Raw genomic sequence first — 25,630 nt, forward strand, 5'->3', positions numbered from 1 at the left:
TGCTCTCCATCGCAAACTTGATTGGAACCCACCATGAACCGCTTCCAGAACCCCGCCCTCGGCACCCTGATCCTGCGCCTGTCGCTGGGCCTGATGTATCTGTCCCACGGCCTGCTCAAGCTGCTGGTGTTCACACCGGCCGGCACCGCCGGCTACTTCGCCAGCCTGGGCCTGCCCGGCTTCGTCGGCTACCTGGCCATCCTGGCCGAAGTCGGCGGCGGCCTGCTGCTGCTGTCCGGCTTCTTCGCCCGCTGGGTGGCGCTGGCGCTGACCCCGCTGCTGCTCGGCACCATCGTGCTGGTGCACGGCGCCCACGGCTGGATGTTCGCCAACGAAGGCGGCGGCTGGGAATACCCGGCCTTCCTGATCGCCGGCTCGCTGGCCCTGTTCTTCCTCGGCGACAACAAGCGCCAGGCCTGAAACAACGGCGCCTGACCGCCTCCAAGACGGCGGCCCTCTCGAGAGGCCGCCGTTTTTCATTTCGCGCATAACAAAAATGCAACAGCCGCCCGGCCGCGGGCCCCGCCGCCAAGACGCTCGCATTTCCACGCCAAACCCATCCCCGTCGCAGCCCGCCTCGTCCCTCCGCCATCGTCTCCGCGCGAACTAGTGCAAATACGTGAATTCCTACTTGCGCAATTTCTTGATTGCCATCAAGCTGCACCGTTATTTCGATGTAGTTAAACTACAATATTGGCATCATATCGCCAGCTGGACAGTAAGCGTCTGTACTGTTGCCGCGCGATGGATGCCGCAGCGCCATCGAATCAAGACAGGCCTTTCCGTACGGTGTACCCTATCCGGCACGCCACGCGGAACCGCTCATGAAGAAGCAGGCCGACGCTCGTAATAAAACAACTGATAAATTCCCGATCTGAGGAGTTACATATGAGCACACCCTTGCCAAGACTGAAGATCCTCGCCCCCCTCTCCGGGTGGCTGGTCGCCCTGGACACCGTCCCGGATCCGGTGTTCGCCGGCAAGATGGTGGGAGACGGCATCTCGCTGGACCCCACCTCCTGCAGTCTGCTCGCGCCGGTGTCCGGCGTCGTCAGCAATCTCCATTCCGCGCACCACGCGCTCACCATCACCTCGCCCGAAGGCGTGGAAGTGATGGTGCACATCGGCATCGACACCGTGATGCTCAAAGGCCAGGGTTTCCAGCCGCTGGTGGAACAAGGACAACGCGTCAGCGCCGGCCAGGCGCTGATCGACTTCAATCTGGACATGGTGGCGCGCAACGCGCAGAGCCTGCTGACCCAGATCATCATCACCAACGGCGACGAAACCGTCAGCGCCATGCACCGCGCCAGCGGCTTGGCCGAGGCCGGCAAGACCGCGGTGCTGGAGTTGGAGCTGGCCGGCGCGGCCGCCGCCGCAGCGCCCGCGGCCGGCGGCGCCAAGCTGCTGTCCCCGGAAATCGAAATCACCAACCCCGCCGGCCTGCACGCCCGGCCGGCCGCGGTCTTCGCCAGCAAGGCGAAAAGCTTCCAGGCCGACATCCACCTGCTGCTGGACGAGCAGTCCGCCAACGCCAAATCCGTGGTCGGCGTGATGGGCCTGTCCACCCGCAACGGCGACAAGGTGCGCATCGAAGCCGTCGGCGCGGACGCCGAACAGGCGCTGGCCGAGCTGACCCAGCTGCTGCTGGACCGCTGCGGCGAAGCCGAAGACGAAGCGCCGGCCGCGCCCGCGCCCATCGCCGCCGTCGCCCAACAACAGGAAAGCGCCGAGCTGCTGGTCGGCGTCGGCGCCTCTCCCGGCCTGGCCATCGGCCGCGTCTATCATCACCGGCTGCAGGAATTCGATGTGCCGGAATTCGGCCAGGGCGCCAGTCTGGAACAGCAACACTTCGCCCGCGCCACCGAAGAAGCCGCTCAGCAGATCGACGCGGTCAAGAGCCAGCTGACCGACAAGGCCAAGCAGGCCATCCTGTCCATGCACCAGGAACTGCTGCAAGACCCGGACCTGCTGGCGCAGACCTACGCCGGCCTGGCCGACGGCAAATCCGCCGCCTGGTCCTGGCGCGCCGCCTTCAGTTCCTACTCCGCGCGGCTGGAAGCGCAAGACAACGCGCTGCTGCGCGAACGCGCCAACGACATCCGCGACGTGGGCCGCCGCGTGCTGGCGCTGCTGGCCGGCGTCAAGCAGGCCAGCCTGGACGTGCCTGCCGGCTCCATCCTGATCGCGGAAGACCTGACCCCGTCCGACACCGCCGCGCTGGACCCCAACAAGGTGCTGGGCTTCTGTACCCGCACCGGCGGCGCCACCAGCCATGTGGCCATCCTGGCGCGTTCTCTGGGCATCCCGGCGATCTGCGGCATCTCCCAGGCCGCGCTGGCCCTGCCCGATAGCGAACAAGTCGTCATCGACGGCGGCCGCGGCACGCTGCGCATTGCGCCGAACGCCGAACAGCTGGCCACCGCCGAGGCGGAGATCGCGCAGATCGCGGAGCGCCGCGCCGCCGAGGCGGCAATGTCGCAGCGGGAAGCCCGCACCAGCGACGGCGTCCGCATCGAAGTGGTGGTCAATATCCGCAACGCCGCCGACGCGCGCGAAGCGGTGGCCAAGGGCGCCGAGGGCGTGGGCCTGCTGCGTTCGGAGTTTCTGTTCGACAACCGCGACACCCCGCCCAGCGAGCAGGAACAGGCGGAGGAATACTGCGCGGTGGCCCGCGCGCTCGGCAAGGAGCGCCCGCTGGTGGTGCGCACCCTGGACGTAGGCGGCGACAAGCCCCTGTCCTACCTGCCGCTGCCCAAGGAGGACAACCCCTTCCTCGGCCTGCGCGGCATCCGCGTCAGCCTGGAGCGCCCGGACCTGCTGCGCACCCAGTTGCGCGCCATCCTGCAAGCCGCGCCGCTGACCCGCTTGCACATCATGTTCCCCATGGTGGCCTCGCTGGACGAACTGCGCGCCGCCAAGGCCGTGCTGGCCGAAGAGCAGGCCGCCAGCGGCCAGCATGACGTCAAGGTGGGCATCATGGTGGAAGTGCCGTCCGCCGCCGTCATGGCCGCGCGCTTCGCGCCGGAAGTGGACTTCTTCTCCATCGGCACCAACGACCTGACCCAGTACGTGCTGGCGATGGACCGCGGCCACCCGCAGTTGGCCAAGCAGGCCGACGCGCTGCACCCGGCGGTGCTGGCGATGATCGCGATGACTTGCGACGGCGCCCGCGCCCACGGCAAGTGGGTGGGCATCTGCGGCGGCCTCGCCTCCGACGAGCGCGCCGCGCCGCTGCTGGTGGGCATGGGGGTCAGCGAGCTGTCGGTCAGCACGCCGGCGCTGGCCGCGGTCAAGGCCACGCTGTCGCGCTGGAGCGCGGCGGAGTGCGAGGCTCTGGCGCAACAAGCGCTGGCCCTGTCCACGGCGAGCGAAGTCCGCGAACACCTGAACGCGCAAGCCCGATAAACGAGACTCTCCGGCCATCCGGAGCGATGTAGGGCGGCGAATGCGCCGCCCGCTATTTCCTACGCTGTTGAGCAAGGAATGAACCACCATGTTTAGTCAATCATTCGCATTTCTGCAAAAGATCGGCAAAGCGCTGATGCTGCCGGTGGCCGTGCTGCCGGTGGCCGGCCTGCTGCTGGGCATAGGCGCCACCGATTTCCACACCCAGAACACCGTCGCGCTGGCCATCCTGTCGCTGATGAAGAACTCCGGCGACGTGATCTTCGGCAATCTGCCGCTGATCTTCGCCGTCGGCGTGGCGCTGGGCTTTACCGAAAACGACGGCGTGGCGGCGATCGCCGCCGTGATCGGCCACCTGGTCACCACCGTCACCCTGGGGGTGATGGCCGGCCTGATGGGGGTCAAGCCCGACACCATCATGGGCCTGCCGTCCATCCAGACCGGCGTGTTCGGCGGCATTCTCGCCGGCGGCCTGGCGGCCTATATGTTCAACCGCTTCTACCGGATCAAGCTGCCCGAATACCTGGGCTTCTTCGCCGGCAAGCGCTTTGTGCCCATCATCACCGCCATCAGCGCCATCGCGCTGGGCGTGGCGCTGTCCTTCATCTGGCCGCCGATAGGCAACGGCATCAAGAGCTTCTCGCAGTGGGCCGCGGTCAGCGATCCGCGCACCGCCGCCACCGTCTACGGCCTCGTAGAACGGCTGCTGCTGCCCTTCGGCCTGCACCATATCTGGAACGTGCCCTTCTTCTTTGAAATCGGCGCCTTCCCGGACGCGATCAGCGGCAAGATGATACACGGCGACATCAACCGCTTCTTCGCCGGCGATCCGACCGCGGGCATCCTGTCCGGCGCCTTCCTGTTCAAAATGTTCGGCCTGCCGGCCGCGGCCATCGCCATCTGGCATTCGGCCAAGCCGGAGAACCGCGTCAAGGTGGGCGGCATCATGATTTCCGCCGCGCTGACCTCCTTTTTGACCGGCATCACCGAGCCCATCGAATTCTCCTTCCTGTTCGTGGCGCCGGTGCTCTACCTCCTCCACGCTTGCCTGGCGGCGTCGGCGCAGTTCATCGCCAACACCCTGGACATGCACATGGGCTTCACCTTCTCCCAGGGCGGCATCGATTTCCTGATGTTCAACCTGATCGGCGACAAGGCCAAGCACGCCTGGTACGTGTTCATCCTCGGCCCGATCTACGCGGCCATCTACTACGGGGTGTTCCGCTTCGTCATCGCCAAGTTCAACCTGAAAACCCCGGGTCGCGAGGACGAGAGCGCCGACGCCGGCGCGGCGGTCAGCGAAGACGCGCGCGCGCGCGAACTGGTTCTGGCCTTTGGCGGCCGCAGCAACATCAGCAGCCTGGACGCCTGCATCACCCGCCTGCGCATCGCGGTGCGGGAGCCGGCCAAGGTCAACCAGGCCAAGCTCAAGAGCATGGGCGCGTCCGGCGTGGTGGTGGTGGGCAACGGCATCCAGGCCATCTTCGGCCCGCAGTCGGAAAACCTGAAAACCGATATGGAAATCTATCTGCGCGGCGCGGGCGCGGACGCCGAAATCGACGCCCCGGCCAGCGCGCCGGCTCCGGCGGCGCAAGCGGCGACGCCGACGCCCGCAGCGGATCAAGGCCAGGCCGCGGCGCTGCGCCAGGCGCTGGGCGGCACGGCCAATCTGGCCAAGGTGGAAGCCATCGCCCATACCCGCTTGCGCGTGGAGCTGAAGCAGGGCTCGCTGCTCAATCAGGACGCGGCCCGAGCGGCCGGCGTGGCGGCGATGCTGGAAGTGGCGCCCGGCGTCTGGCATTTGATCGTCGGCGATCAAGCCGCCGGCCTGGCTCAGGCGCTTCAAGGCTGAGCGAACCGAAACGATCCGCACCACGTAAAAACGCCAGCGCAAGCGCTGGCGTTTTTTATTGGCGGGGCCCGTCTCGGCTATAAGGCGAACAGCTCGCGCAGATGGCGCGCCACGCCGGCTTCGCGGTTGCTGCCGATGCGCGGCACATCCGGCAGTTGCTCGGCCAGCCGCGCCTGGGCGTTGCCCATCATCCGCGGGTGGCCGGCGGTGCGCAGCAGTTCGATATCGTTCTGACCGTCGCCAAAGGCCAGGCAATGCGCCTTGTCCAGGCCCAGATCCGACAACACCAGCTCCAGCGCGTGGCCCTTGGACACCCCGGGCGCCATCACCTCCAGGCAATCGTCGGCCGAGAAAGTAATGTACAGCTCATCGCCGAAGGCCTGGTGCAGCTTGCGCTCCACCTCCAGCAAATACGCGTGCTCGCCGATGTAGAGCACCTTGCCGACACCCTCGCCGCCGTGCCCGGCCAGATCGGCCAATTGATAGCGCAGGCCGGAATCGGCGTGGAAATTGAGTAGATACTGGCAGGGTTGGTCGATCAGCCAGGCGTCGTCCAGATAGAAATTCAGCACCGTGCCGGCGGCGAACTCCGGCTGCGCCAGCCGGCGCACCAAGACGGGATCGATATCCTGGCGATGCACCAGCTTGTCGTCGGGATCATGCACCCGCGCGCCGTTGGACGTGATCAGGTGAGCGCGAATGCCCAGCGCCTGACGTATGCCCTGCACGTCCAGATAATGACGGCCGGTGGCGATGGCGAAACGCACGCCGCGCGCCTGCAGGGCCTGCAAGGTGCTGGCGGTGAAATCGTCCACCGCGTGATTGGGGTCCAGCAAGGTGCCATCCAGATCGGATGCGATGAAGTGATACACCATCAAACTCCCGCGACAACAGAAGCGCACAGTATACGCCCGCCCGGCGGCGCTGCCCATCAATGCGAGCGAGCGCTTTCTGGTCCGAACCGGGATCAGTCGGGCGCGCTCTCCCCGCCGAACTGCTCATAGGCCTGCAAGGCCTCCGCCGCCGTCATCAAGGAAGGGCCGCCGCCCATATAGACGGCCACTTGCAGCATCTCCATGAATTCGGCGCGGCTGCAGCCCAGCTCCACCAGCGCCTTGGCATGGAAAGCCAGACAGCCGTGGCAGCGGTTGGCGATGCCTATGGCCAGCGCGATCAGTTCCTTGGTCCGGTTCGACAAGGCGCCGTCCGCGTGAGCGGCCCGGCTCATCTGGCCGAAGCCTTTCATCGTTTCCGGGATTTCCTTGCGCAGCTTGCTCAACTCCGCGCCCAGTTCCGCACTCAAATCAGGGTAATGAAAGCTCATGCTCGTCTCCTTAACATAACAATATATATTATATTTAATCATATATTGAAAGATGAAAGCAAGCCGCAATGTAAAAAGCCGACCTCATCGAGTTCGGCTTTTCAGGCAGCTGGTGGCCAGCCGCCATGGACGGCATGTAAAACGCCTCCGCCGCCCGCTCGGCCTAAATCCCCTCCCTGCCCGACAAGGCCAGCAAGCGCTCCTTGCGGGTTTTGCGCATGCCCACCAAGCTGATGACGATCCACAACACTTGCGCCAGCAATGAAGCCAAGTTGAAGGCGTAACACAGCGAGATCAGCAGCAGCATCGCGCCAATCAGATTGAAGCCGCTATAGCTGTAGTCGCTCAAGTCCACCAGCCTCCATTGCAGCAGGCTGTAGGCCAGGAGATAGAAAAACACCCCGATCAGCCCTATCCAGTCATACCACATCATCGCTCACCATCCTTGCGGTGTTCCGCCTTATTGGACCTGACGAGGCACCCATTCGTCCCATTCCCGCCGTTGCAGCAATTGCTCCCCCTCCCAAGCGCTTTGCTCCGCCTGAATGCGAAAATGATGGGCATCCGCCGTCAGCCTCAATTCGCTCTCCACACTGACCCGCCAATCACCGCGGCCGGCGCTATAGCTCCACTTCACCACGCCGCTGGCCGATAAAGGCTGATCGGGCCGGATACGGTAAATTTCCTCGCAGCTTTGCGCCACTTCCAAACCATGGTCGTCAAAGCGATAGTGGCCGAAATCGTCGCGAATCTCGGTGCGCACCTCGCCGCTCATCGCGTCCTCGATGATTTCGCGGCTGCTGGCGGGAGAGCGCAAATAACTCAGCGCCAGCGGCGGCGCGCCTTCCGGCTCGGCAAAGGGCTGCGCCACCACGGTGCTCAGATCATGCACCGGCAGGCTGAGCGTGGCGCCGGCCAGGTCCAATGTCAGCCGGGCATGATCCGCCGCCGGCCAGATCAGCGGGAAGTAAGCGCTGGAAACGCTCAAGCGCAGCCGATGGCCCGCCGGCAGACGGTAGCCGCAATCATCCAGTTGCAGCCGGATATCCATCCACTCGTCCGGCCTGACCGCCCGCCGCTGTTGATAACCGTCGCGCAGCGCCAGGTTCAGCACCCCGTAACTGATGCGGGTGACCGCGCCATCCGGCGCCACATCGTTGAGCCGCACCGCCAGTTGACCGCTGGGGCTGTCGCACTTCAGCCGCAGCCGCAGCGTCGGCGCGCCCAACAGCGGCAGCTCCCGCTCCAACGCAGGGCTGTCGAACACCAGCGAGCCGGCGTCGTCGCGGCGCTGATCCAGCGGGAACTCCGGTCCCAGCCAGATCACGCAGTATTCGCCGCAGGCGGCGCCGGTGGTCAGCGGCGAACGAATCGCGGCCTCCCCCTCGCCGGCCATGTCCGGCCGCAGTTCGCCCGCGGCGTTCAGCCCCCACTCCCTTCGCCGAACATGCGGGCTGGGCCAGGCCGGGTCGCGCAGCCAGACGCCCGGACGTGCGGCATAACTGGCCCGCGGCGGCGCCGCGTCTTGCAGATACAGGGTGACCGGGTCTTCCGCCATGATGCCGGTGTCGATATCCTTCAGCCAGTAGTCCCACCAGCGCAGCGCTTCCTGCAAAAAACCGATAGCCGGATCCGGTACCGCGAAGTGCGGATACTTATGGGCCCACGGACCGATCAGCGCTTTTTTCGGGCAACTCAGATGCCGCATCATCCGGCCGACGGCGTTGTGATAGGCGTCTCCCCAACCGCCCACCGCGTAAACGGCGGCCTTAATGCTGCTGTAATCGGCGCAGATGGAGCCATGCCGCCAATAGTCGTCGTCGGTCTGATGGCTCAGCCAGGTTTTGAGCAACAGAGGCATCCGCTCCAAGCGTTGCAGCCAACGCTCCCGCCAGGCCTCGCCCACCAACAGCGGATCGGGCGCGGCGGCGCAATAGCTGAACATGGTGCCGGCCCAGCCCAGGTTTTCCAGCAATAGCGCACCGCCCTTATAGTGGATGTCGTCGGCGTAGCGATGGTCGGTGGAGCATAGCGTGATGATGGCCTTCAAGGCCTCCGGTTGGCGGGCCGCCACTTGCAGGCTATTGAAGCCGCCCCAGGAGATGCCCATCATGCCGACCTTGCCGCTGCACCATGCTTGCGCGGCGATCCAGGCAATCACCTCCAGCGCATCGTCCTGTTCCTGTTGCAGGTATTCATCGACGAAGTCGCCATCGGACTCGCCGCAGCCCCTCATGTCCACCCGAAGGCATGCATAACCGTGGCCGGCGAAGTACGGGTGAGTCAGCTGGTCGCGCACGGCCGTGCCGTCGCGCTTGCGGTAAGGCAGGTATTCCAGAATCGCCGGCACCGGGCTGGCTTCGGCGTCCATCGGCAGCCACATCCGCGCGGCCAATTGGCAGCCGTCAGCCAGCGTGATGGTGAAGTGCTCCACTTCGCGAATGGCCAGCGGCAGCTGAGTGACGGTTTTCATGATCGCGTCTCCTTGACGACTACGGGCGCGTCGGAAGGCGGACATGTCAGCTTGCCGGAACGCACCAAGGCGATAAGCGACAGCATGCAGCCCATGATGATGAGCAAGGCCGGCAAACCACCGAGATTGGACATCATTTTGACGCCATCGACGCCGCCGGCGTAACTGGTCATCACCCAAGACACCACGCCGATCACCCCGCCCCACACCACTTTCATGCCCATGCCCGCTTTTTCGGCGCTGTCTGAGGAAAAACCGGCGGTGCACAGATTGCTGATAGCGTCGGTATTGCTGTCCGCCGCAGTGACATAGTTGAGGAAGGCGATGAACACCACCATGGCCACCATCAGTTCGCTCAAGGGCATCTGGCGGATGATGGTGTACAGCACATTCTCCACGCCCTGACTCTCCAGCACGCCTTTGAGCAGGCCGGCCTGGCCCAAATCAATGGATAGGGCCGTGCCGCTGAAAATCATGATCCACAAGGCGGTGAAGCCGGCCGGCAGCAGCAAATTCATCACGATCACCTCCCGCACGGTGTAACCGCGGGAGATCTTGCCCAGAAACATGGCGCTGATCGGCGCCCAGGCAAACCATACCGCCCAATAGAAGATGGTCCAGGAGCCCGCCCAACCATCCTGGCTGGCCGCGCCGGTGGACAGGCTTAACCGAAAGAACTGGTTCAAATAGTTGCCAAACGACTCCAGGCCAAACGCCAGGATGAAAGTAGTCGGCCCAAAAATCAGCAAAAACCCGGCCAGCCCCAGCAAAACCCAGGTATTGACGCTGGACAACCAGCTCAGCCCGCGTTGCAAGCCGCTGAGCGCCGAGCAGACAAAGGTCACGACAATGCAGGCAATCACCAGGCCGATGCTGAACGGGCTGGCAGGCAGGGGCAGATACTGGTTGATGCCGCCCACCAGCGCCAGCGCGCCGGTGCCCAGGCTGGACGCCATGCCGGCCACCAGAGAGTACAAAGCCAGGGCGTCGATCAATTGCCCGCTGCGGCCGCCCACCCAGCGTCCCAGCAAGGGCCGCAACATGCTGCCTACCGAGAACGGCAGCTTGAGGTTGTAAAACACCAAGCCGAACAGCAGGGCCGGCACGGTGTAAATGGCGTAAGGGGTGAATGTCCAGTGCAGAAACATGGCCGACATGGCAAAACTGGCGGCCTCGGCGCTACCGGCGCGCAGGCCATACGCCGCCGGCGGGTAGTACAGGTGGTAGATCGGCTCGGCCGAGGTCCAGAACAGTACCCCAACCGCCATCGTGGTCATCAAGGTGACGGCGAACCAGCGCTTGCGGCCCAATAAGGGCAAGGCGTCCGCACCGCCGATGCGCAGCTTGCCTATCGGCGAGCAATAGACCCAGACACAGGTCAACAACAGGCTGAAACTGGCTAGGCTGAATAGCCAGGAAAAGTGGCCCAGTATCCATTTATTGGCTGCGCCGGCCAGACGGAGAAAGACCGACAGGTCAAGATAGCTGAGCAGCAAGGCCGCCAACAGCAGCAAAAAGGTGGGCCAGAACACCAGGGGCCGGATGCGATGATGGCTACGCATGGTTTGTCTCCTTGATGGAGCCTGCCGCCGCTGTCGCCCCCGGGGCGGCGGTTCTGATGCCGGCGCGGCTTGCAGGCAAGCCTGAGCTATTACCCAGGCCAAACCAGTGTCGGCGATAAACCCAAGCCGGGACAAACGATAGTTTTAGATAGATTTATGTTTTCAGCTCATCAATCAAGCCGTGTGATCGCCATCTTGCAGGCGTGAGGCCATCATCCGATGTCACCGCCGCATCACCGCCAGCGAGGCCAGCCAATCCGCGAACAATCTGGTGGCCGGCTTGGGCCGCCTCCGTTCCGGCAGCAACAAGTAAAAAGCGCCGCTCATCGTCACCTTGGCGTCCGACGCCATCACCAGCGCTCCGCTGGCCAGATAGCTGTCGATCAGATGCCCCCAGGCCAGCGCCACCCCCTGCCCGGCCAGCGCCGCCTGCACTGCCAAATGGTGGTTGGTCACGCTCAATTGTCTGGCGGCCGGTCTCCAGGCGATGTTTTGGGCGGCAAACCACTGCGGCCAGTTGAACCAGTCGCGCTGACCGCCATCCATGGTGATCAGCGTCTCGTCCAACAAAGCCACTGGCTGGGCCGGACCGGCCGGCAAATAGCCCGGGCTGCAAACCGCGTACATGTGCTCATCGAACAAGGCCACCGCATCGGCGTCCTTGGGAGGCTGACGGAAATAGTAAACGCCGAGGTCGAATTCGAATGCCTGCAGCTCTTGAATATTATCGTTGGCCAGAATGCGGATTGAGAGGTCAGGCTGAGCCTGGCGGAAGGCGGAGAGATTGGGCATGAGCCACAAGGAGGCGAGCGCGGTGGAACAGGCCACCGTCACCTGCTTGTCTTGCTGCCAATGCATCAGACTGGCGGTGGCGCCGGCCAATTGCTCCAGGGCGGAGCGGACTTCGCTCAGGTATTGTTCGCCGGCCGGAGTCAATTCCACCTTGCGGGTGCCCCGCTGCAGCAATTTGCACCCCAGATAGTCTTCCAGTAACTGCAGCTGACGGCTGACCGCGCCTTGCGACAGATTCAGTTCACCGGCGGCCTGGGTAAAACTGGAGAGCCGGGCCACAGCTTCAAAAGCGATCAGGGTATAAAGAGGCGGCAGCGGTTTCATGGCCTCATTATGGCACGCCCCCCAAAACCGGCGACAGGACAGGCGTCCGGCGCCGCAATGCAAAAAGCCGAACTCAACGAGTTCGGCTTTTCAGGTATCTGGTGGCCAGTCGCGGAATCGAACCACGGACACGCGGATTTTCAATCCGCTGCTCTACCAACTGAGCTAACTGGCCGACGGGTGCTGAAGCTAAGGCGGTGATGGTGGCCAGTCGCGGAATCGAACCACGGACACGCGGATTTTCAATCCGCTGCTCTACCAACTGAGCTAACTGGCCATCACTGCTGCGCTGTCGCGCCGTCAGAGCCACGCATTTAATCAGAGGACGAATTCAGAGTCAAGGAATAATTGCAAAAAAACGAATAGCGGCGGCGCGGAAAAAGCAGGCGGGAGGGCCGTCTGAAACGACCGGCCCGCCGGATCAAAGACTTAGATCGCGTCCGGCTGACGGGATGGATGCGCGTCGGCGAAAGCCGGCAGTTGCTCCAGCGCGTCCGCAACGCGGACGATGTGCGGATACGCGCTCAGGTCCAAGCCGAAACGCCGGGCGCTGAACACCTGCGGCAATAGGCAGACATCGGCCAGCGTCGGCTGCTCGCCCGCCGCGTAACGGCTGGGCGATTCCGCCAGCGCTTGCTCCAGCGCGTCGAAGCCGGTGCGAATCCAGTGCCGTATCCACGCCGCCTTGCCCTCTTCGTCCTTGCCGTACTCGGTCTGCAGATACTTGCCGACTCGAGTGTTCTGCAAGGGATGGATATCGGCGGCGATGGCCAGGGCCAGCGCGCGGACCCGCGCCCGAGCCGCCGGAGCGGACGGCAACAGCCGCGGCGCATCCGGATAGGCCTCGTCCAGGTATTCGCAAATGGCTAGGGACTGCGCGATCTTGACCCCGCCATCGTCCAGCAGCGGCACCAAGCCCTGCGGGTTGATAGCCAGATACTCGGGGCTGCGCTGCTCGCCCTTGAGCAGATTGACCGCTTGATAGCGGTAATCCAGCCCCTTGAGATTCAGCGCGATGCGCACCCGGTAAGCGGCGCTGGAACGGAAATAGCCGTAGAGCACGCGCTCAACCATGTTTCACCACCGTCTGCTCGATGGCGCCGAAGACGCTGGCGCCGGCGGCGTCCTTCATCTCGATGCGCACGCGGTCGCCCACCTTCATGAACGGAGTCGTCGGCGCACCGTTCTCGATGGTTTCTATCATCCGTTGTTCCGCCAGGCAGCAGGAGCCGACGCTGCGGTCGTGATTGGACACGGTGCCGGAGCCGATGATGGAGCCGGCGGCCAGCTCGCGGGTCTTGGCCACGTGCGCCACCAGTTGCGGGAAGCTGAACTGCATTTCCACGCCGGCGTTGGGATGGCCGTAAGGCGCGCCGTTGTATTCCACCAGCAGCGGCAGATGCGCCTTGCCGTCGCGCCAGGCGGCGCCCAGTTCGTCCGGGCTCACCGCCACCGGCGAGAAAGCCGTGGCCGGCTTGCTCTGGAAGAAGCCGAAGCCCTTGGCCAGCTCGTTGGGGATCAGATTGCGCAGGCTGACGTCGTTGACCAGCATCAGCAGGCGGATCTGGCCCGCGCAGGCGTCGGCGTCCGCGCCCAGCGGCACGTCGCCGGTGATCACCGCCACCTCGCCCTCGAAGTCCAGGCCCCAGGCCTCGTCGCGCAGCGGGATGGGCGCCAGCGGCGGCAGGAAGGCGTCGGAGCCGCCCTGGTACATCAGCGGGTCGTGGTAAAAGCTGGCCGGCACCTCGGCGCCGCGCGCCTTGCGCACCAGCTCGACATGGTTCAGATAGGCGCTGCCGTCCGCCCATTGATAGGCGCGCGGCAGCGGGCTGTGGCAGCGCTGCGGCTCGAACGGGAAAGCGCCCGGCACCTCGCCCGCGTTCAGCGCGGCGTAGACTTCCTGCAGCCGCGGCGCCAGCGCGTCCCAGCCGTCCAGCGCCTGTTGCAGACTGGCGGCGATCTGCGGCACCGCCACCGCGCGGGACAGGTCGCGGCTGACGACCAACAACTGGCCGTCGCGGGTTTGATTCTGATATGTGGCGAGTTTCATCTTCTATTCTTTCTGCAGCTGGGCAGCTGAAATTCCAGTGATACGGTATGACATGAAAGCTTCGTTTGAGGAGCATTTCGTCGCGAGCGGGCTGAGGTCGAAACGAGAAGCGCAGCGGTACAAATGGTACCGCGAGCATCACAGTTTCGAGATCAGCCTGCGCAGTAGAAATGAACTCAAACAATCAGGGCTTGGGTTTCCAGCTGTCCACATACTGGGTCCACTCCACCGCCGGCATCTGCGGCCCCTGTTCCAAGGCGTCCCGCGTGTCTATCATCACCGCCACTTCGTCGGTGAAGGTCTTGGGCTCCGTCATCGCCTTGGCGAAGGCCTTGGGATGCGGCCCGTGAGTGAAGCCCGCCGGGTGGAAGGTCAGCATGCCCGGCTTGATGTTGTCGCGGCTGAAGAAGTCGCCGGCGTGATAGAAGATCACTTCGTCGTAATCGTCGTTGTTGTGATAGAACGGGACCTTCAAAGCGCCGGGATCGGATTCGATCGGCCGCGGCACGAAGGTGCAGATCACAAAGCCGTCGGCGACGAAGGTAGTGTGCGCCGATGGCGGCAGATGGTAGCGATGGCTCATCAGCGGCCGGATGTCGCGCCAGTTGATGCGGGCGACGGAGTGGTTGCCGTGCCAGCCTATCGCGTCCAGCGGATTGAACGGGTAAGTCACGGTGGACAGCGCGCCGCGGCGCTTGATCACCACTTGCCACTCGTCCTCGGTCTGCTGCGCGCGGAAGGCGTCGTCGATGGACGGCACGTCCAGCATCGCCTCGTCGAAGATGGCGTGCGGTCCCACCAGGCCCTTGTCCGGCAATTGGTAGGCTCCGTTGCTGGCTTCGATCAACAGCATGGTGGTGGGCGCGGCCGGTTCGATGCGCCAGCTGGTGGAGCGCGGCATCAGGATGTAGTCGCCGTCGCGGTAGCTCAGGTGGCCATAATCGCAGAACAGCTCGCCGCTGCCGGCGTGGATGAACAGCATGTCGTCGCCGTCGCCGTTGCGGAACAGCTGGGTCATCGCCTGCTCCACGCTCCAGATGCGCAGCTTGCATTGCGCGTTGTGCAGCACCAGCGGCGCGGCCCAGGGCGCGGCAACGCTCTTGGGCAGTTCGTTCAGATCAAAGGCGCGCGGGCGCAACGGGCCTTCCCAGGCGCTCCAGCCGGTGGGCGGATGCTTGTGGTGCAAATGAGTGGCGGGACCGAAAAAACCGCTGCGGCCCACTTCGCGCTCATAGATGGCCGTGTCCGGGAAATCGGCGTGGGCCTGGCGCGAGACGGTGCCTTCGCGGTGGGGGTACTGAATCCATTTACGCATGGTGTGTCCTTCAATCCCGCCGCCTGGGCGGCGGGATGGCATCGATGAACTGCGGGCTTTAGATGACGCCGCGGCGGATCTGGTCCTCTTCGATCGACTCGAACAGGGCGCGGAAGTTGCCCTCGCCAAAGCCCTCGTTGCCCTTGCGCTGGATGATCTCGAAGAAGATCGGCCCGATCACGGTCTCGGTGAAGATCTGCAGCAGAATGCCGGCGCCGTCCACCGGCGCGCCGTCCACCAGGATGTGGTTTTTGTGCAGGCGCGCCAGGTCTTCGCCATGGCCCGGCACCCGCTCGTCCACTTTTTCATAATAGGTGTCCGGGGTGTCGAGGAAGCGGGTGCCGGCGGCTTTCAGCGTTTCCACGGTGCGGTAGATGTCGCGGGTGGTCAGCGCGATGTGCTGAATGCCCTCGCCGTGGTATTCGCGCAGGAATTCCTCGATCTGGCTCTTGTCGTCGGAGGATTCGTTGATCGGGATGCGGATTTTGCCGCAGGGGCTGGTCATCGCCTGGGACACCAGGCCGGTGAGCTTGCCCTCGATGTCGAAGTAACGAATTTCGCGGAAGTTGGCGATATCGGTGTAGAAACCCGCCCACTTCGCCATATTGCCGCGGAACACATTGTGGGTCAGGTGATCGATCTCATACAGGCCCACGCCTTGCGGATGCTGGTCTACGCCGTCCAACGGCTGGAAGTCCACGTCGTAGATGCTGTGTTCCGGACCGTAGCGATCGACGAAATACAGTGCCGAGCCGCCAATCCCCTCCACCGCCGGAATATTCAGCTCCATGAAGCCGATCGGGCGCTCGTACTTCTTGGCGCCGTGGGCCAGCGCGTATTCATAGGCCTTGGCCGCGTCCTTGACGCGCCACGCCATCGCACAAGCCGACGGGCCGTGCTCGTGGCCGAAATCGTTGGCCGGCTGCGACGACTCGCCGTTCAAGATGAAATTGATGTCGCCCTGGCGGAACAGGCTGACGTTCTTGCTGCGGTGGCGCGCCACTTCGCTGAAACCCAGCGACAGAAACAAGGCCTTCAGTTTGGCCAGGCCTTCGGCGCTGGGCGCGGTGTATTCGACAAATTCAAAGCCGTCGGTGGCCAGGGGGTTTTGCAGTATGGTTTCCATTTTCATCTGTTTCTCCTGTTGTAGATGAGTGTGCGGCCGCTGGGCGGCGAGCGGAGCGTGGCGCCGCTCTGAACCGGCGACTTGATCTGGTATTCCGCGCAACAAGCTTGTTTATAAACAAGTAACAGTAGCTTTTGATGACATGTCTTGTGATAGTCTTGTCATGACATGTTGTAAAAAGCCCTGTGCAACGCATTTGGCTTCGCGTGGAAAAGTCGGAAGGGAAAAGACTGAATGAGGAGAAAGGCGCTTGCCGCGCGCTGGTTTGACTTGCCGCGACGAACGACAAGCTTCTCCTCAGAATGTGAATCTTATCTCCGCCGTCTTATTCACTCGACAAACCCCGGTGCTTTTTTAGCGCCGTGTGTAGAATGCGTTTTTAGGCTTTTTATTCTATGGAAACTACGGGGCAATTTTCTTGCTAAATACCAAGAAACCAGTAATAACTAAGTATAAAACACTAATATTTTGCCTCTTTTAGGAGAAAACATGCCAAGTCTTACATTAGATAAGACAGACTTGCGTATTCTGGCCGAACTGCAACACGACGGCCGCTTAACCAATGTGGAATTAGCAGAACGGGTGGCCCTGTCTCCATCCCCTTGCCTGCGTCGCCTAAAGCAGCTGGAGGAATCCGGCGTGATCCGCCAATACGTGGCGCTGCTGGACCCGGCCCGCATCGGCCTGGGCCTGCAAGCCTGGGTCAGGGTCACGCTGGAGAAACGCGGCAACGCGCATCTGCAAAGCTTCATCGAATCGGTGCAAAGCTGGCAGGAGGTCATCAATTGCTTTGCGATGACCGGCGAGATGGATTATCTGCTGCAGGTGTACTTCGAGGACATGGAGCACTTTTCGCGCTTCGTGATGGACGAGCTATTGCAACACCCCGGTGTCGCGGATGTGAAGTCCAGCTTCGTGCTCAAGGAGATCAAGCGGACCACCTCGCTGCCGCTCGGCCAGCTGCGTGGTCTTTAAGGCGGCGCGGCCCCGAGCCGCATACAGATTTGAAAAAGAACGGCCCGGAATACCGGGCCGTTTTGCATGGGAACGCGTCCCGATTCACAAACCTAGCCGCTGCCAAATGGTGGACACCAAGCCGGCCTGATTCAGCGTGTAGAAGTGCAGACCCGGCGCGCCGTGCTGCAATAAGCGATCGCACAACTCGGTCACCACGTCCAGGCCCAGCGCGCGGATGGACGCGCTGTCGTCGTAATAGGCTTGCATGCGCTGGCGCAGCCAACGCGGCACTTCCGCGCCGCACATGTCGGAAAAACGACACAGTTGCCCGAAATTGGAGATCGGCATGATGCCCGGCACGATGGGAATATTCACTCCCCGGCCCTGAACCTCGTCGACGAAGCGGAAATAGGCGTCGGCGTTGAAAAAGTACTGGGTCATCGCCGAATTGGCTCCGGCGTGGACCTTGCGCACGAAGTTGCCGATGTCGTCCTCGGCCGAGCGCGCCTGCGGATGGAACTCCGGATAGGCGGCCACCTCGATGTGGAAATGGTCGCCGTGCTCGGCGCGAATGAATTCGACCAACTCGTTGGCGTAGCGGAATTCGCCGGCCGCCACCATGCCGGACGGGATGTCGCCGCGCAGCGCGACGATGTGGCGGATGCCGTTGTTGCGGTATTCCTTGAGGATGGCGCCGATATTCTCGCGAGTGGAGCCGATGCAGGACAGGTGCGGCGCGGCGGCGTGGCCTTCGCTGCGGATTTCCAGCACCGTCGCCAGCGTGCCGTCGCGGGTGGTGCCGCCGGCGCCGAAGGTGACGGAAAAGAACTGCGGCTTGAACTGGGCCAGCTGCTGGCGCGTGGTGCGCAGCTTGGCGATGCCTTCCGGCGTCTTGGGCGGAAAGAATTCGAAACTGAAGGTTCGGCTCTGTGCTGTCATGATCTCTCTGCATCTCCCTGCGGGAGACTCCTTTGTTTTTATAGGTTGGCCGCGATCCGCAACAGCGGACAAGAAAAAACGGACAGCACCATTCTAATAGCCCTGTCCGTTTTTCTATCGTTATAAAAATCAATAACGATAGTGATCCGGCTTATATGGACCTTGCTTGGGCACGCTGATGTAGGCGGCCTGTTCGTCGGACAGCTCGGTCAGTCTGGCGCCGATGCGGCCCAGGTGCAGGCGCGCCACCTTCTCGTCCAGATGCTTGGGCAAGACATACACCTGTTTGCCGTATTGCAGGCCGTTGGCGAAGATTTCCACCTGAGCCAGCACCTGGTTGGTGAAGGAGTTGGACATCACGAAGCTGGGGTGGCCGGTGGCGCAACCCAGGTTGACCAGCCGGCCCTCGGCCAACAGGATCACTCGCTTGCCGTCAGGGAAAATGATGTGGTCCACCTGCGGCTTGATATTGTCCCACTGGTACTGGCGCAGACTGGCGACTTCGATCTCGCTATCGAAATGGCCGATATTGCAGACGATGGCGTTGTTGCGCATCTTCTTCATATGTTCGTGGGTGATCACGCCGACATTGCCGGTGGCGGTGACGAAGATGTCGGCTTGGTCGGCCACTTCGTCCATGCGCACCACGCGATAGCCTTCCATCGCCGCCTGCAATGCGCAGATCGGGTCCACTTCGGTCACCCACACCGTGGCGCCCAGGCCGCGCAAGCTCTGCGCGCAGCCCTTGCCCACGTCGCCGTAGCCCAGCACCACCGCCACCTTGCCGGCCACCATCACGTCGGTGGCGCGCTTGATGCCGTCCACCAGCGATTCGCGGCAGCCGTAGAGGTTGTCGAACTTGGACTTGGTCACCGAGTCGTTGACGTTGAAGGCCGGGAACGGCAAACGCCCCTCCTTCTCCAGCTGATAGAGCCGGTGCACGCCGGTGGTGGTTTCCTCGGTCACGCCCTTGATGTGCTTGAGCCGCTTGGAATACCACTGCGGATCTTTTTCCAGATAACGGGCGATGGCGGCGAACAGCGCGGTCTCTTCCTCGTTGGACGGGTGGCTGATCGCGCCGCGATCGCTTTCCGCCTTGCTGCCCAGCATCAGCAGCAAGGTGGCGTCGCCGCCGTCGTCCAGAATCATATTGGCGGGCTCCTGCTCCGGCCATTCGAAGATTTTGTGACTGAACTCCCAGTACTCGTCCAGGCTCTCGCTCTTGAAGGCGAATACCGGGATGCCGGCCGCGGCGATGGCGGCGGCGGCGTGGTCCTGGGTGGAGAAGATATTGCAAGAGGCCCAGCGCACTTCCGCGCCCAGCGCCACCAGGGTCTCGATCAAGACCCCGGTCTGGATCGTCATGTGCAGACTGCCGGCGATGCGCGCGCCGCGCAGCGGCTGGCTGTGCCGGTGCTCATCGCGCAAGGCCATCAGGCCCGGCATTTCAGTTTCGGCAATCGCCAGTTCCTTGCGGCCCCAGGCGGACAGATTGATATCGGCAACATGAAAATCGGTGAAATCAGCCATCGCGAGCATTCCTTAGTTCACGCAGCCGGCCAGGATGCGGCTCACCCGCTCCCGTGCCCGGCACGGTTTTGATCAGGTGAGCGCCGTTGAAACGGGAGCGGCCCGAGCCTGGGGATGGATCATCCTCGCAGCGCCCCTCGGGCCGACCGGCCGCCGACGGCGTGGACACGCGGACGGCGACGTTTCGATTATACCTATGCCGCTCGGAAAAGGTAGGAGTCTGCATGCCAAGAAGATACACTAGCCGCTTGCCGATTCATCCTCGCCCCATGACTTTCGACTTCACCCCGCTGGCCGCCCTGTCCGGGATCGCCGCGCTGATTTCCACCGCCATCGCCGCCATCGCCTGGTATCGCCGCCAGTTTCCCGGGGTGCGCTGGCTGGCGCTGCTGATGAGTTCGGTGGCGTTCTGGGCCGCCGGCGCGATGTGCGAGCTGTCCGCCGCCAGCCTGTCCGCCAAGATCGCCTGGTCCAAGCTGGAGTACCTGGGCACGCTGAGCACCCCGGTGCTCTTCCTGCTGCTGGCGCTGGACTATAACCGCATCCAGCTGAGCCGGCGCTGGCTGGCGGCGCTGTTCGCCCTGCCCTTGCTCTGCCTGCTGCTGGCGCTCAGCAACGAAAGCCACCAATTGGTGTGGACCGGCTACCGGCCCAGCCCTTCCGGCTACAATCTGCTGATCTATGAGCACGGCCCGGCGTTCTGGATCGGCGTCGCCGGCTATTCCTACCTGATGATGCTGATCGGCTCGCTGATGCTGATCCGCGCGCTGCATTACTACCCGGCCCACTTCCGCGGACAATCCATCGTGCTGATGGCCAGCGCCTGCGCGCCCTGGCTGGGCAACATCCTTTACCTGAGCGGCGCCATGCCCTTGCAGGGCCTGGATCCGACGCCGCTCGCCTTTACCGTCACCGGCCTGGTGTTCGCGCTGGACCTGCTCTACCTGCGCCTGCTCTATCTGGTGCCGGTGGCGCGCGCGCGCTCCTTCGAAGCCATGGGCGACGGGGTGCTGGTGGTGGACGACGAGCTGCGCATCCTGGACCTCAATCCGGCCGCCGCGCGGCTGCTGGGCCGGCCCGGCCGTCAATTGCTGGGCCAGCCCTTGCCGACGGACTGGCCGCGGGAGCAGATCCTGCGCGGCCGGGAGCAATCCCTGGAGCTGTCCTTGCAAGACGGCGCGCGCATCCTGGACCTGCGCGTGTATCCGATCGCCCAGCAGCCTCAGCCTCACTCCAGCCGCATGCTGGTGGCCCGCGACATCACCGAGCGGCGCCGGGCCGAGGAGGCGCTGCGCGGCGCCAATCAGACTTTGGCCCTGCGCATCGCCGAAATCGAAGCCCTGCAGGCGGCGCTGCGCGAGCAGGCCTTGCGCGATCCGCTGACCGGTTTGTACAACCGCCGCTATCTGGACGACACCTTCGCCCGCGAACTGAGCCGCGCGCGCAGCGAGGGCGCGCCGCTCAGCATCGCGCTGATCGATCTGGACGATTTCAAGCGCATCAACGACAGCTTCGGTCATTACTTCGGCGACGAGGTCTTGCGCCGCCTGTCCGCGCTGCTGGCCGAAGACAGCCGCGGCGGCGACATCCTCTGCCGCCTGGGCGGGGAGGAGTTTCTGGTACTGATGCCCGGCTGCTCGCCGTCCCAGGCCTGGGAACGCGCCGAGCGCTGGCGGCAAGCCTTCGCCCGTCAGCCCCACGGCGCCGGCGACGACAGTTTCTGCGCCACCTTCTCCTGCGGTCTGGCCGCCTTCCCCGTGCACGCGGACAGCCCGGCCGCCCTGTACCAGGCCGCAGACCGGGCTTTGTACGCGGTCAAGGCCGGCGGCAAGAACGCCTGCCGCCTGAGCGCGGCCTTCTAGCAAGACACAAAAAAACGCCTGTCCGTGGACAGGCGTTTCTTGGCGCGAAGCCGAACGCGGTTTACAGACCGGCGTCGGCGCGCAGCGCTTCCACCTTGTCGGTGCGCTCCCAGCTGAATTCCGGCTCTTCGCGGCCGAAGTGGCCGTAAGCGGCGGTCTTGCTGTAGATCGGGCGCAGCAGGTCCAGCATCTGAATGATGCCTTTCGGGCGCAGATCGAAATGCTTTTTCACCAGCTCGACGATCTTCTCGTTCGGAATCGAGTTGGTGCCGAAGGTGTCCACCGCGATCGAGGTCGGCTCGGCCACGCCGATGGCGTAGGAAACCTGGATCTGGCACTGGCGCGCCAGGCCGGCGGCGACGATGTTCTTCGCCACGTAGCGGCCGGCGTAGGCGGCGGAACGGTCCACTTTGGACGGGTCCTTGCCGGAGAAAGCGCCGCCGCCGTGCGGCGCCGCGCCGCCGTAGGTGTCGACGATGATCTTGCGGCCGGTCAGACCGCAATCGCCCATCGGGCCGCCAATCACGAAGCGGCCGGTCGGGTTGATCAGGAATTTGGTTTCCGGCGTGATCATATCCGGCGGCAGCACCGGCTTGATGATGTCCTCGATCACCGCCTCGGTCAGCGTCTTGTGATCGATCTCCGGGGTATGCTGGGTGGACAGCACCACGGTGTCGATGCGCTTGGGCAGGCCGGTGGCGCCGTCGTAGACGCAAGTGATCTGGCTCTTGGCGTCCGGGCGCAGCCACGGCAGGCGGCCGTCCTTGCGCAACTCGGCCTGACGCTGCACCAGACGGTGCGCGTAGTAGATCGGGAACGGCATCAGCGTCGGGGTTTCGTCGCAGGCGTAGCCGAACATCAGACCCTGGTCGCCGGCGCCCTGGTTCAGATCCAGGCCCTCGCCTTCGTTGACGCCCTGGGCGATGTCCTGCGACTGCTTGTCGTAGCAAGCCATCACCGCGCAACCGCGGAAATCGAAGCCCAGCGCGGAATCGTCGTAACCGATGCGCTTGATGGTTTCGCGGGCGATCTTGATGTAATCGATATTGGCGCTGGTGGTGATTTCGCCGGCCAACACCACCAGGCCGGTGTTCACCAAGGTCTCGGCGGCGACGCGCGCGTGCTTGTCCTCGCGCAAGATGGCGTCGAGGATGGCGTCGGAGATCTGATCGGCGACTTTGTCCGGGTGTCCTTCCGACACCGACTCAGATGTAAACAGATATTCGCTCATTTATTATTCGTTCCCGAAAAATGCAAAACCTTGTGATGATAAAATAGGTCGCTTTAAGACCAAGACTGAGCTTCATATGTCTAAGCTAGTCCATTTATTGCTGTCTTTCCTGGCGCACCTGCCTTTATCCTGGCTACAAGGCCTAGGTGCCGTTCTTGGACGACTGACTTATCATGCGTCCCCCCGCTACAGAGCACGGCTCCGGGAGAACCTAAGTTCTAGTAAAATCTGTGGAAATTATCAGCTTTTACCGCGTTTAGTCAAACAAAGCGCCGCGGAAACCGGCAAGGGCGCGCTGGAACTGGCCATCGCCTGGTGCCGCGAGCCGGACGACATCGCCGCCATGGTCCAATCCTGCTCCGGCTGGGAGCACGTCGAGGCGGCGCTGGCCAAGGGCCACGGCATCGTCTTCGTCACCCCGCATCTGGGCAGCTACGACATCGCCGGCCGCTACATCAGCTCGCGGCTGCCGTTTCCGCTGACCGCGATGTACCGCCCGCCCAAGATGGCTTGGCTGGAACCGGTGATGCAGGCCGGCCGCGCCCGCGGCAAGGGCAAGACCGCGCCGGCCACCGGCGCCGGCGTGCGCGTGCTGATGAAGGCGCTGAAGTCCGGCGAAGCCACCATCATCCTGCCGGACCAGGTGCCCGGCAACGGCGAGGGCGTGTGGGCGCCGTTCTTCGAACGCCCGGCCTACACCATGACCCTGGTGCCGCGTCTGGCGCAGATCAGCGGCGTGGAGACCTTGTTCTTCGTCGGCGAGCGCCTGCCGGGCGGCCAGGGCTTCCGCGTCCACATCGAACCGCCGGCGCAAGCCTTCAGCGGCGACAAGGAACAGGACGCCGCCCAGCTCAACGCCCAGGTGGAAGCGCTGATCCGCCGCTTCCCCAGCCAATATCTGTGGAGCTATAACCGCTATAAATGTCCGCCCGGCGTCAGCCGGCCGGACGCGCAATAACAGGGATCCAAGACAAACCGTCACGAGCGGCTTGAGAGCAAGGCGCCCCCGTTGGACATTGGCGCACAGCGACCGAGATAGTACAAACAGTACAGCGAGGGAGCGCTCACGGAGCAACGCAGCTATCGAGCCGCGCAGTCGGTTTGTCGAGCATCCCAACAAGGAAATCTATGAAATTCGCTTTTGCCCTGCTATGGCTCATCCGCCTGCTGCCGATGTGGGCGATCGGCCTGCTGGCCCGCGGCCTGGGCAATGTCGCCTACTGTCTGGCGCGCGACCGCCGCCGCGTCGGCATGATCAATCTGAGGCTATGCTTTCCCGAGAAGCCGGTGGCGGAACGCCGCCGGCTGATCCGCCGCAATTTCCAGCACATGATACGCATGGTGCTGGAGTACGGCGTGGTCTGGTGGAGTTCGGCCGCGCGCATCGACAAACTGGTCGAGATCAAGAACCTGCACTACGTCACCGAACTGCGCGAACGCGGCGAAGACGTGATTCTGTTCTACCCTCACTTCATCGGCTTTGAAATGTGCGTGTATTCGCTGAACCAGCACATCCCGCTGGTCAGCGTCTACTCCCACCAGAAGAACGAGGCGCTGGACCGCCAGATCTATCAGGGCCGCCAGCGTTACGACAACGCCTACATCGTGTCCCGCCAGGAAGGCCTGCGCCCCATCATCAAGGCGATGCGCAAGGACCACGCGCCCTTCCTCTATCTGCCGGACCAGGACTTCGGCGTGCGCGACTCGGTCTTCGTCGACTTCTTCGGCGTCAAGGCCGCCACCATCACCGGCCTGTCCCGCATCAGCAAGCTGGCGCGCGCCAAGGTGGTGCCGGCCATCGCCCGCCGCGTCGGCGACCGCTTCGAGCTGGAGTTCTACCCGCCGTGGGACGACTACCCCAGCGAGGACGTGGAGGCCGACACCCGCCGCATGAACGCCTTCCTGGAGCAGCGCGTCCGTGAAATCCCGGACCAGTACTTCTGGCTGCACAAGCGCTTCAAGAGCCGGCCGCAGGGCGAGGCCCGCTTTTACTAAGAACCTGTTCACGATCTGCTACGCGTCGGTAGAGACATTGTGCGATGAGTGCCCGCTTTGAAATGCTCATGTACCGCTTGTACATTCCGCTTTCTCAGCTGTTTTCGCCTTGTCTCGCTCTTACTCGCGAGATCGTAAACACGTTCTAAGCAAGGCGCCGCAACGCGGCGCCTTTTTCAATCAACTGCCGGCCTCGGCGAAGGCGTCCATCAGCAAAAAAGTGCCCGCCTGTCGCTGCCGGCTGTCGATCTGCGGCACCAGCCGCCGGAAATGTTCGGTTTGGCAATGCCGATCCAGCGCCTCCCTATCCGGCCAGGTCTCGATGAAGACGAAATGGCCGGGGTCTTTCTGATCGATGAACAGCTCATAGCCGATGCAATCCGGCTCTTGCCGCGTCTTCTCCACCAGTTCGCGATACAGCGGCATCACCTCGGCCACGCGGTCCGGCTGAATGAAGTCCTGAGCAATCACTTTCAACATCCCGTCCTCTCCCTTCGTCTCATCGCGCGGGCCTCGCTACGCCGCGCCCTTCCCAAAAAAAACAGCGCGGACGGGAGATCCCGTCCGCGCCGCGTATTGCGCCCGCCCAGCCCGGCTAGGCCCGTCGCCGCCAGAAATAGCGATAGACGTAGCCCGGAAACGCGAACACCAGGAATAAGGACAAAGTGGTCACGTAGAACTGCCAGTTCTGCGACTGCACCGGCATCAGCCGGCTTTCCAGCAGGTAGGCGAAACCACCCACCAGCAGATACAGCGCCGTCAATTCCAGAAAGCGCCAGCCAAAATGCTTGTTGGCCACTTTCCACACTCCGCCCACTTTCTGGGTCAGGAACGGCAGGTTCGCCGCCGCCAGGGCGACGATCAGCAAAACGATGACGCTGGATTGCATG

The 25,630-nt window shown here is 63.5% G+C and carries 22 protein-coding genes, 2 tRNA genes and 1 riboswitch; of the genes, 7 read left to right on the top strand and 17 right to left on the bottom strand.

Annotated elements, in window-relative coordinates; all coding sequences use genetic code 11:
- Positions 1 to 33: 33 nt before the first annotated feature.
- The 3 genes from JC616_RS18510 to ptsG all read left to right on the top strand — a co-directional run bounded on the left by JC616_RS18510 (position 34) and on the right by ptsG (position 5,260).
- Positions 34 to 420 carry a DoxX family protein gene (locus JC616_RS18510; protein ID WP_019103721.1) on the top strand — a complete coding sequence of 129 codons (387 nt, stop codon included), beginning with the start codon at positions 34 to 36 and terminating at the stop codon, positions 418 to 420.
- A 468-nt stretch (positions 421 to 888) separates the two neighbouring features.
- Complete coding sequence (ptsP, locus tag JC616_RS18515) at positions 889 to 3,408, top strand: phosphoenolpyruvate--protein phosphotransferase (protein ID WP_227104726.1); 2,520 nt, start codon at positions 889 to 891, stop codon at positions 3,406 to 3,408.
- A gap of 88 nt (positions 3,409 to 3,496) precedes the next feature.
- Complete coding sequence (gene ptsG / locus JC616_RS18520; RefSeq protein WP_227104728.1) at positions 3,497 to 5,260, top strand: PTS glucose transporter subunit IIBC; 1,764 nt, start codon at positions 3,497 to 3,499, stop codon at positions 5,258 to 5,260.
- Positions 5,261 to 5,337: 77 nt separating this feature from the next.
- Here ptsG and JC616_RS18525 read toward each other — a convergent pair whose 3' ends face one another.
- From JC616_RS18525 to hppD, 12 genes are all read right to left on the bottom strand, one after another.
- Complete coding sequence (locus JC616_RS18525; RefSeq protein ID WP_227104730.1) at positions 5,338 to 6,135, bottom strand: Cof-type HAD-IIB family hydrolase; 798 nt, start codon at positions 6,133 to 6,135, stop codon at positions 5,338 to 5,340.
- 92 nt (positions 6,136 to 6,227) lie between these two features.
- Positions 6,228 to 6,584 (bottom strand): carboxymuconolactone decarboxylase family protein, encoded by a 357-nt coding sequence (locus tag JC616_RS18530; protein WP_107800379.1) that lies wholly within the window; start codon positions 6,582 to 6,584, stop codon positions 6,228 to 6,230.
- Between the two features lie 163 nt (positions 6,585 to 6,747).
- Positions 6,748 to 7,017, bottom strand: coding sequence for a CBU_0592 family membrane protein (locus JC616_RS18535; RefSeq protein WP_107800380.1), 270 nt, complete (start codon positions 7,015 to 7,017; stop codon positions 6,748 to 6,750).
- A 27-nt stretch (positions 7,018 to 7,044) separates the two neighbouring features.
- Complete coding sequence (locus tag JC616_RS18540; RefSeq protein WP_227104733.1) at positions 7,045 to 9,057, bottom strand: CocE/NonD family hydrolase; 2,013 nt, start codon at positions 9,055 to 9,057, stop codon at positions 7,045 to 7,047.
- A complete protein-coding gene (locus JC616_RS18545) occupies positions 9,054 to 10,619 on the bottom strand; it encodes a BCCT family transporter (protein ID WP_107800382.1) in 1,566 nt (521 codons plus the stop codon). Before JC616_RS18545 ends, JC616_RS18540 begins: the two co-directional genes overlap by 4 nt.
- Before the next feature lie 222 nt (positions 10,620 to 10,841).
- Entirely contained in the window at positions 10,842 to 11,735 is an 894-nt protein-coding gene (locus JC616_RS18550; RefSeq protein ID WP_227104735.1) for a LysR substrate-binding domain-containing protein, read from the bottom strand.
- Between the two features lie 99 nt (positions 11,736 to 11,834).
- Positions 11,835 to 11,910 (bottom strand) — tRNA-Phe (locus JC616_RS18555).
- A 26-nt stretch (positions 11,911 to 11,936) separates the two neighbouring features.
- Positions 11,937 to 12,012, bottom strand: a tRNA-Phe gene (locus JC616_RS18560).
- A 152-nt stretch (positions 12,013 to 12,164) separates the two neighbouring features.
- On the bottom strand, positions 12,165 to 12,809 hold the full coding sequence (gene maiA / locus JC616_RS18565; RefSeq protein ID WP_227104737.1) for a maleylacetoacetate isomerase: 645 nt from the start codon (positions 12,807 to 12,809) through the stop codon (positions 12,165 to 12,167).
- Positions 12,802 to 13,785, bottom strand: coding sequence for a fumarylacetoacetate hydrolase family protein (locus JC616_RS18570; protein ID WP_227104739.1), 984 nt, complete (start codon positions 13,783 to 13,785; stop codon positions 12,802 to 12,804). Before JC616_RS18570 ends, maiA begins: the two co-directional genes overlap by 8 nt.
- A gap of 184 nt (positions 13,786 to 13,969) precedes the next feature.
- Positions 13,970 to 15,100 carry a homogentisate 1,2-dioxygenase gene (locus tag JC616_RS18575; RefSeq protein WP_107800386.1) on the bottom strand — a complete coding sequence of 377 codons (1,131 nt, stop codon included), beginning with the start codon at positions 15,098 to 15,100 and terminating at the stop codon, positions 13,970 to 13,972.
- Positions 15,101 to 15,158: 58 nt separating this feature from the next.
- Complete coding sequence (hppD, locus tag JC616_RS18580; protein ID WP_107800387.1) at positions 15,159 to 16,232, bottom strand: 4-hydroxyphenylpyruvate dioxygenase; 1,074 nt, start codon at positions 16,230 to 16,232, stop codon at positions 15,159 to 15,161.
- Between the two features lie 483 nt (positions 16,233 to 16,715).
- Here hppD and JC616_RS18585 point away from each other — a divergent pair, with 483 nt between their 5' ends.
- Positions 16,716 to 17,201 (top strand): Lrp/AsnC family transcriptional regulator, encoded by a 486-nt coding sequence (locus JC616_RS18585; protein WP_107800388.1) that lies wholly within the window; start codon positions 16,716 to 16,718, stop codon positions 17,199 to 17,201.
- 84 nt (positions 17,202 to 17,285) lie between these two features.
- Here JC616_RS18585 and metF read toward each other — a convergent pair whose 3' ends face one another.
- Both metF and ahcY read right to left on the bottom strand, forming a co-directional pair.
- Positions 17,286 to 18,122, bottom strand: a complete 837-nt coding sequence (gene metF / locus JC616_RS18590) for a methylenetetrahydrofolate reductase [NAD(P)H] (RefSeq protein WP_107800389.1) — start codon at positions 18,120 to 18,122, stop codon at positions 17,286 to 17,288.
- A gap of 129 nt (positions 18,123 to 18,251) precedes the next feature.
- A complete protein-coding gene (gene ahcY / locus JC616_RS18595; RefSeq protein ID WP_227104741.1) occupies positions 18,252 to 19,661 on the bottom strand; it encodes an adenosylhomocysteinase in 1,410 nt (469 codons plus the stop codon).
- A gap of 62 nt (positions 19,662 to 19,723) precedes the next feature.
- A riboswitch (S-adenosyl-L-homocysteine riboswitch) is annotated at positions 19,724 to 19,797 on the bottom strand.
- Between the two features lie 79 nt (positions 19,798 to 19,876).
- Here ahcY and JC616_RS18600 point away from each other — a divergent pair.
- Positions 19,877 to 21,514: a histidine kinase N-terminal 7TM domain-containing diguanylate cyclase gene (locus JC616_RS18600; RefSeq protein ID WP_227104743.1), complete on the top strand. Its 1,638-nt coding sequence runs from the start codon at positions 19,877 to 19,879 to the stop codon at positions 21,512 to 21,514.
- A gap of 61 nt (positions 21,515 to 21,575) precedes the next feature.
- Here the strand turns inward: JC616_RS18600 and metK are convergent, their stop codons facing one another.
- Positions 21,576 to 22,745, bottom strand: coding sequence for a methionine adenosyltransferase (metK, locus tag JC616_RS18605; RefSeq protein ID WP_107800392.1), 1,170 nt, complete (start codon positions 22,743 to 22,745; stop codon positions 21,576 to 21,578).
- Positions 22,746 to 22,821: 76 nt separating this feature from the next.
- Here metK and JC616_RS18610 point away from each other — a divergent pair, with 76 nt between their 5' ends.
- Together JC616_RS18610 and JC616_RS18615 are read left to right on the top strand one after the other, a co-directional pair.
- A complete protein-coding gene (locus JC616_RS18610; protein WP_107800393.1) occupies positions 22,822 to 23,703 on the top strand; it encodes a lysophospholipid acyltransferase family protein in 882 nt (293 codons plus the stop codon).
- Positions 23,704 to 23,873: 170 nt separating this feature from the next.
- Positions 23,874 to 24,740, top strand: a complete 867-nt coding sequence (locus JC616_RS18615; protein ID WP_227104745.1) for a lipid A biosynthesis lauroyl acyltransferase — start codon at positions 23,874 to 23,876, stop codon at positions 24,738 to 24,740.
- Positions 24,741 to 24,920: 180 nt separating this feature from the next.
- On the opposite strand, the gene JC616_RS18620 is transcribed toward JC616_RS18615, so the two are convergent.
- Both JC616_RS18620 and JC616_RS18625 read right to left on the bottom strand, forming a co-directional pair.
- Positions 24,921 to 25,220, bottom strand: coding sequence for a putative quinol monooxygenase (locus tag JC616_RS18620; protein WP_227104747.1), 300 nt, complete (start codon positions 25,218 to 25,220; stop codon positions 24,921 to 24,923).
- A gap of 115 nt (positions 25,221 to 25,335) precedes the next feature.
- A complete protein-coding gene (locus JC616_RS18625; protein ID WP_107800396.1) occupies positions 25,336 to 25,629 on the bottom strand; it encodes a DUF2818 family protein in 294 nt (97 codons plus the stop codon).
- Position 25,630 lies beyond the last annotated feature (1 nt).

This window comes from Chromobacterium rhizoryzae, from assembly GCF_020544465.1.
In the GTDB taxonomy this organism is placed as follows: Bacteria; Pseudomonadota; Gammaproteobacteria; order Burkholderiales; family Chromobacteriaceae; genus Chromobacterium.

Coding starts and splice junctions, on each gene's coding strand:
- hppD (WP_107800387.1), bottom strand. CDS start 16,232: ATGAAAATGGAAACCATACTGCAAAACCCCCTGGCCACCGACGGCTTT.
- JC616_RS18530 (WP_107800379.1), bottom strand. CDS start 6,584: ATGAGCTTTCATTACCCTGATTTGAGTGCGGAACTGGGCGCGGAGTTG.
- JC616_RS18585 (WP_107800388.1), top strand. CDS start 16,716: ATGCCAAGTCTTACATTAGATAAGACAGACTTGCGTATTCTGGCCGAA.
- metF (WP_107800389.1), bottom strand. CDS start 18,122: ATGACAGCACAGAGCCGAACCTTCAGTTTCGAATTCTTTCCGCCCAAG.
- ahcY (WP_227104741.1), bottom strand. CDS start 19,661: ATGCTCGCGATGGCTGATTTCACCGATTTTCATGTTGCCGATATCAAT.
- JC616_RS18575 (WP_107800386.1), bottom strand. CDS start 15,100: ATGCGTAAATGGATTCAGTACCCCCACCGCGAAGGCACCGTCTCGCGC.
- JC616_RS18525 (WP_227104730.1), bottom strand. CDS start 6,135: ATGGTGTATCACTTCATCGCATCCGATCTGGATGGCACCTTGCTGGAC.
- JC616_RS18610 (WP_107800393.1), top strand. CDS start 22,822: ATGTCTAAGCTAGTCCATTTATTGCTGTCTTTCCTGGCGCACCTGCCT.
- JC616_RS18540 (WP_227104733.1), bottom strand. CDS start 9,057: ATGAAAACCGTCACTCAGCTGCCGCTGGCCATTCGCGAAGTGGAGCAC.
- JC616_RS18615 (WP_227104745.1), top strand. CDS start 23,874: ATGAAATTCGCTTTTGCCCTGCTATGGCTCATCCGCCTGCTGCCGATG.
- ptsP (WP_227104726.1), top strand. CDS start 889: ATGAGCACACCCTTGCCAAGACTGAAGATCCTCGCCCCCCTCTCCGGG.
- JC616_RS18570 (WP_227104739.1), bottom strand. CDS start 13,785: ATGAAACTCGCCACATATCAGAATCAAACCCGCGACGGCCAGTTGTTG.
- JC616_RS18620 (WP_227104747.1), bottom strand. CDS start 25,220: ATGTTGAAAGTGATTGCTCAGGACTTCATTCAGCCGGACCGCGTGGCC.
- maiA (WP_227104737.1), bottom strand. CDS start 12,809: ATGGTTGAGCGCGTGCTCTACGGCTATTTCCGTTCCAGCGCCGCTTAC.
- JC616_RS18550 (WP_227104735.1), bottom strand. CDS start 11,735: ATGAAACCGCTGCCGCCTCTTTATACCCTGATCGCTTTTGAAGCTGTG.
- JC616_RS18625 (WP_107800396.1), bottom strand. CDS start 25,629: ATGCAATCCAGCGTCATCGTTTTGCTGATCGTCGCCCTGGCGGCGGCG.
- JC616_RS18535 (WP_107800380.1), bottom strand. CDS start 7,017: ATGATGTGGTATGACTGGATAGGGCTGATCGGGGTGTTTTTCTATCTC.
- JC616_RS18545 (WP_107800382.1), bottom strand. CDS start 10,619: ATGCGTAGCCATCATCGCATCCGGCCCCTGGTGTTCTGGCCCACCTTT.
- JC616_RS18600 (WP_227104743.1), top strand. CDS start 19,877: ATGCCAAGAAGATACACTAGCCGCTTGCCGATTCATCCTCGCCCCATG.
- JC616_RS18510 (WP_019103721.1), top strand. CDS start 34: ATGAACCGCTTCCAGAACCCCGCCCTCGGCACCCTGATCCTGCGCCTG.
- ptsG (WP_227104728.1), top strand. CDS start 3,497: ATGTTTAGTCAATCATTCGCATTTCTGCAAAAGATCGGCAAAGCGCTG.
- metK (WP_107800392.1), bottom strand. CDS start 22,745: ATGAGCGAATATCTGTTTACATCTGAGTCGGTGTCGGAAGGACACCCG.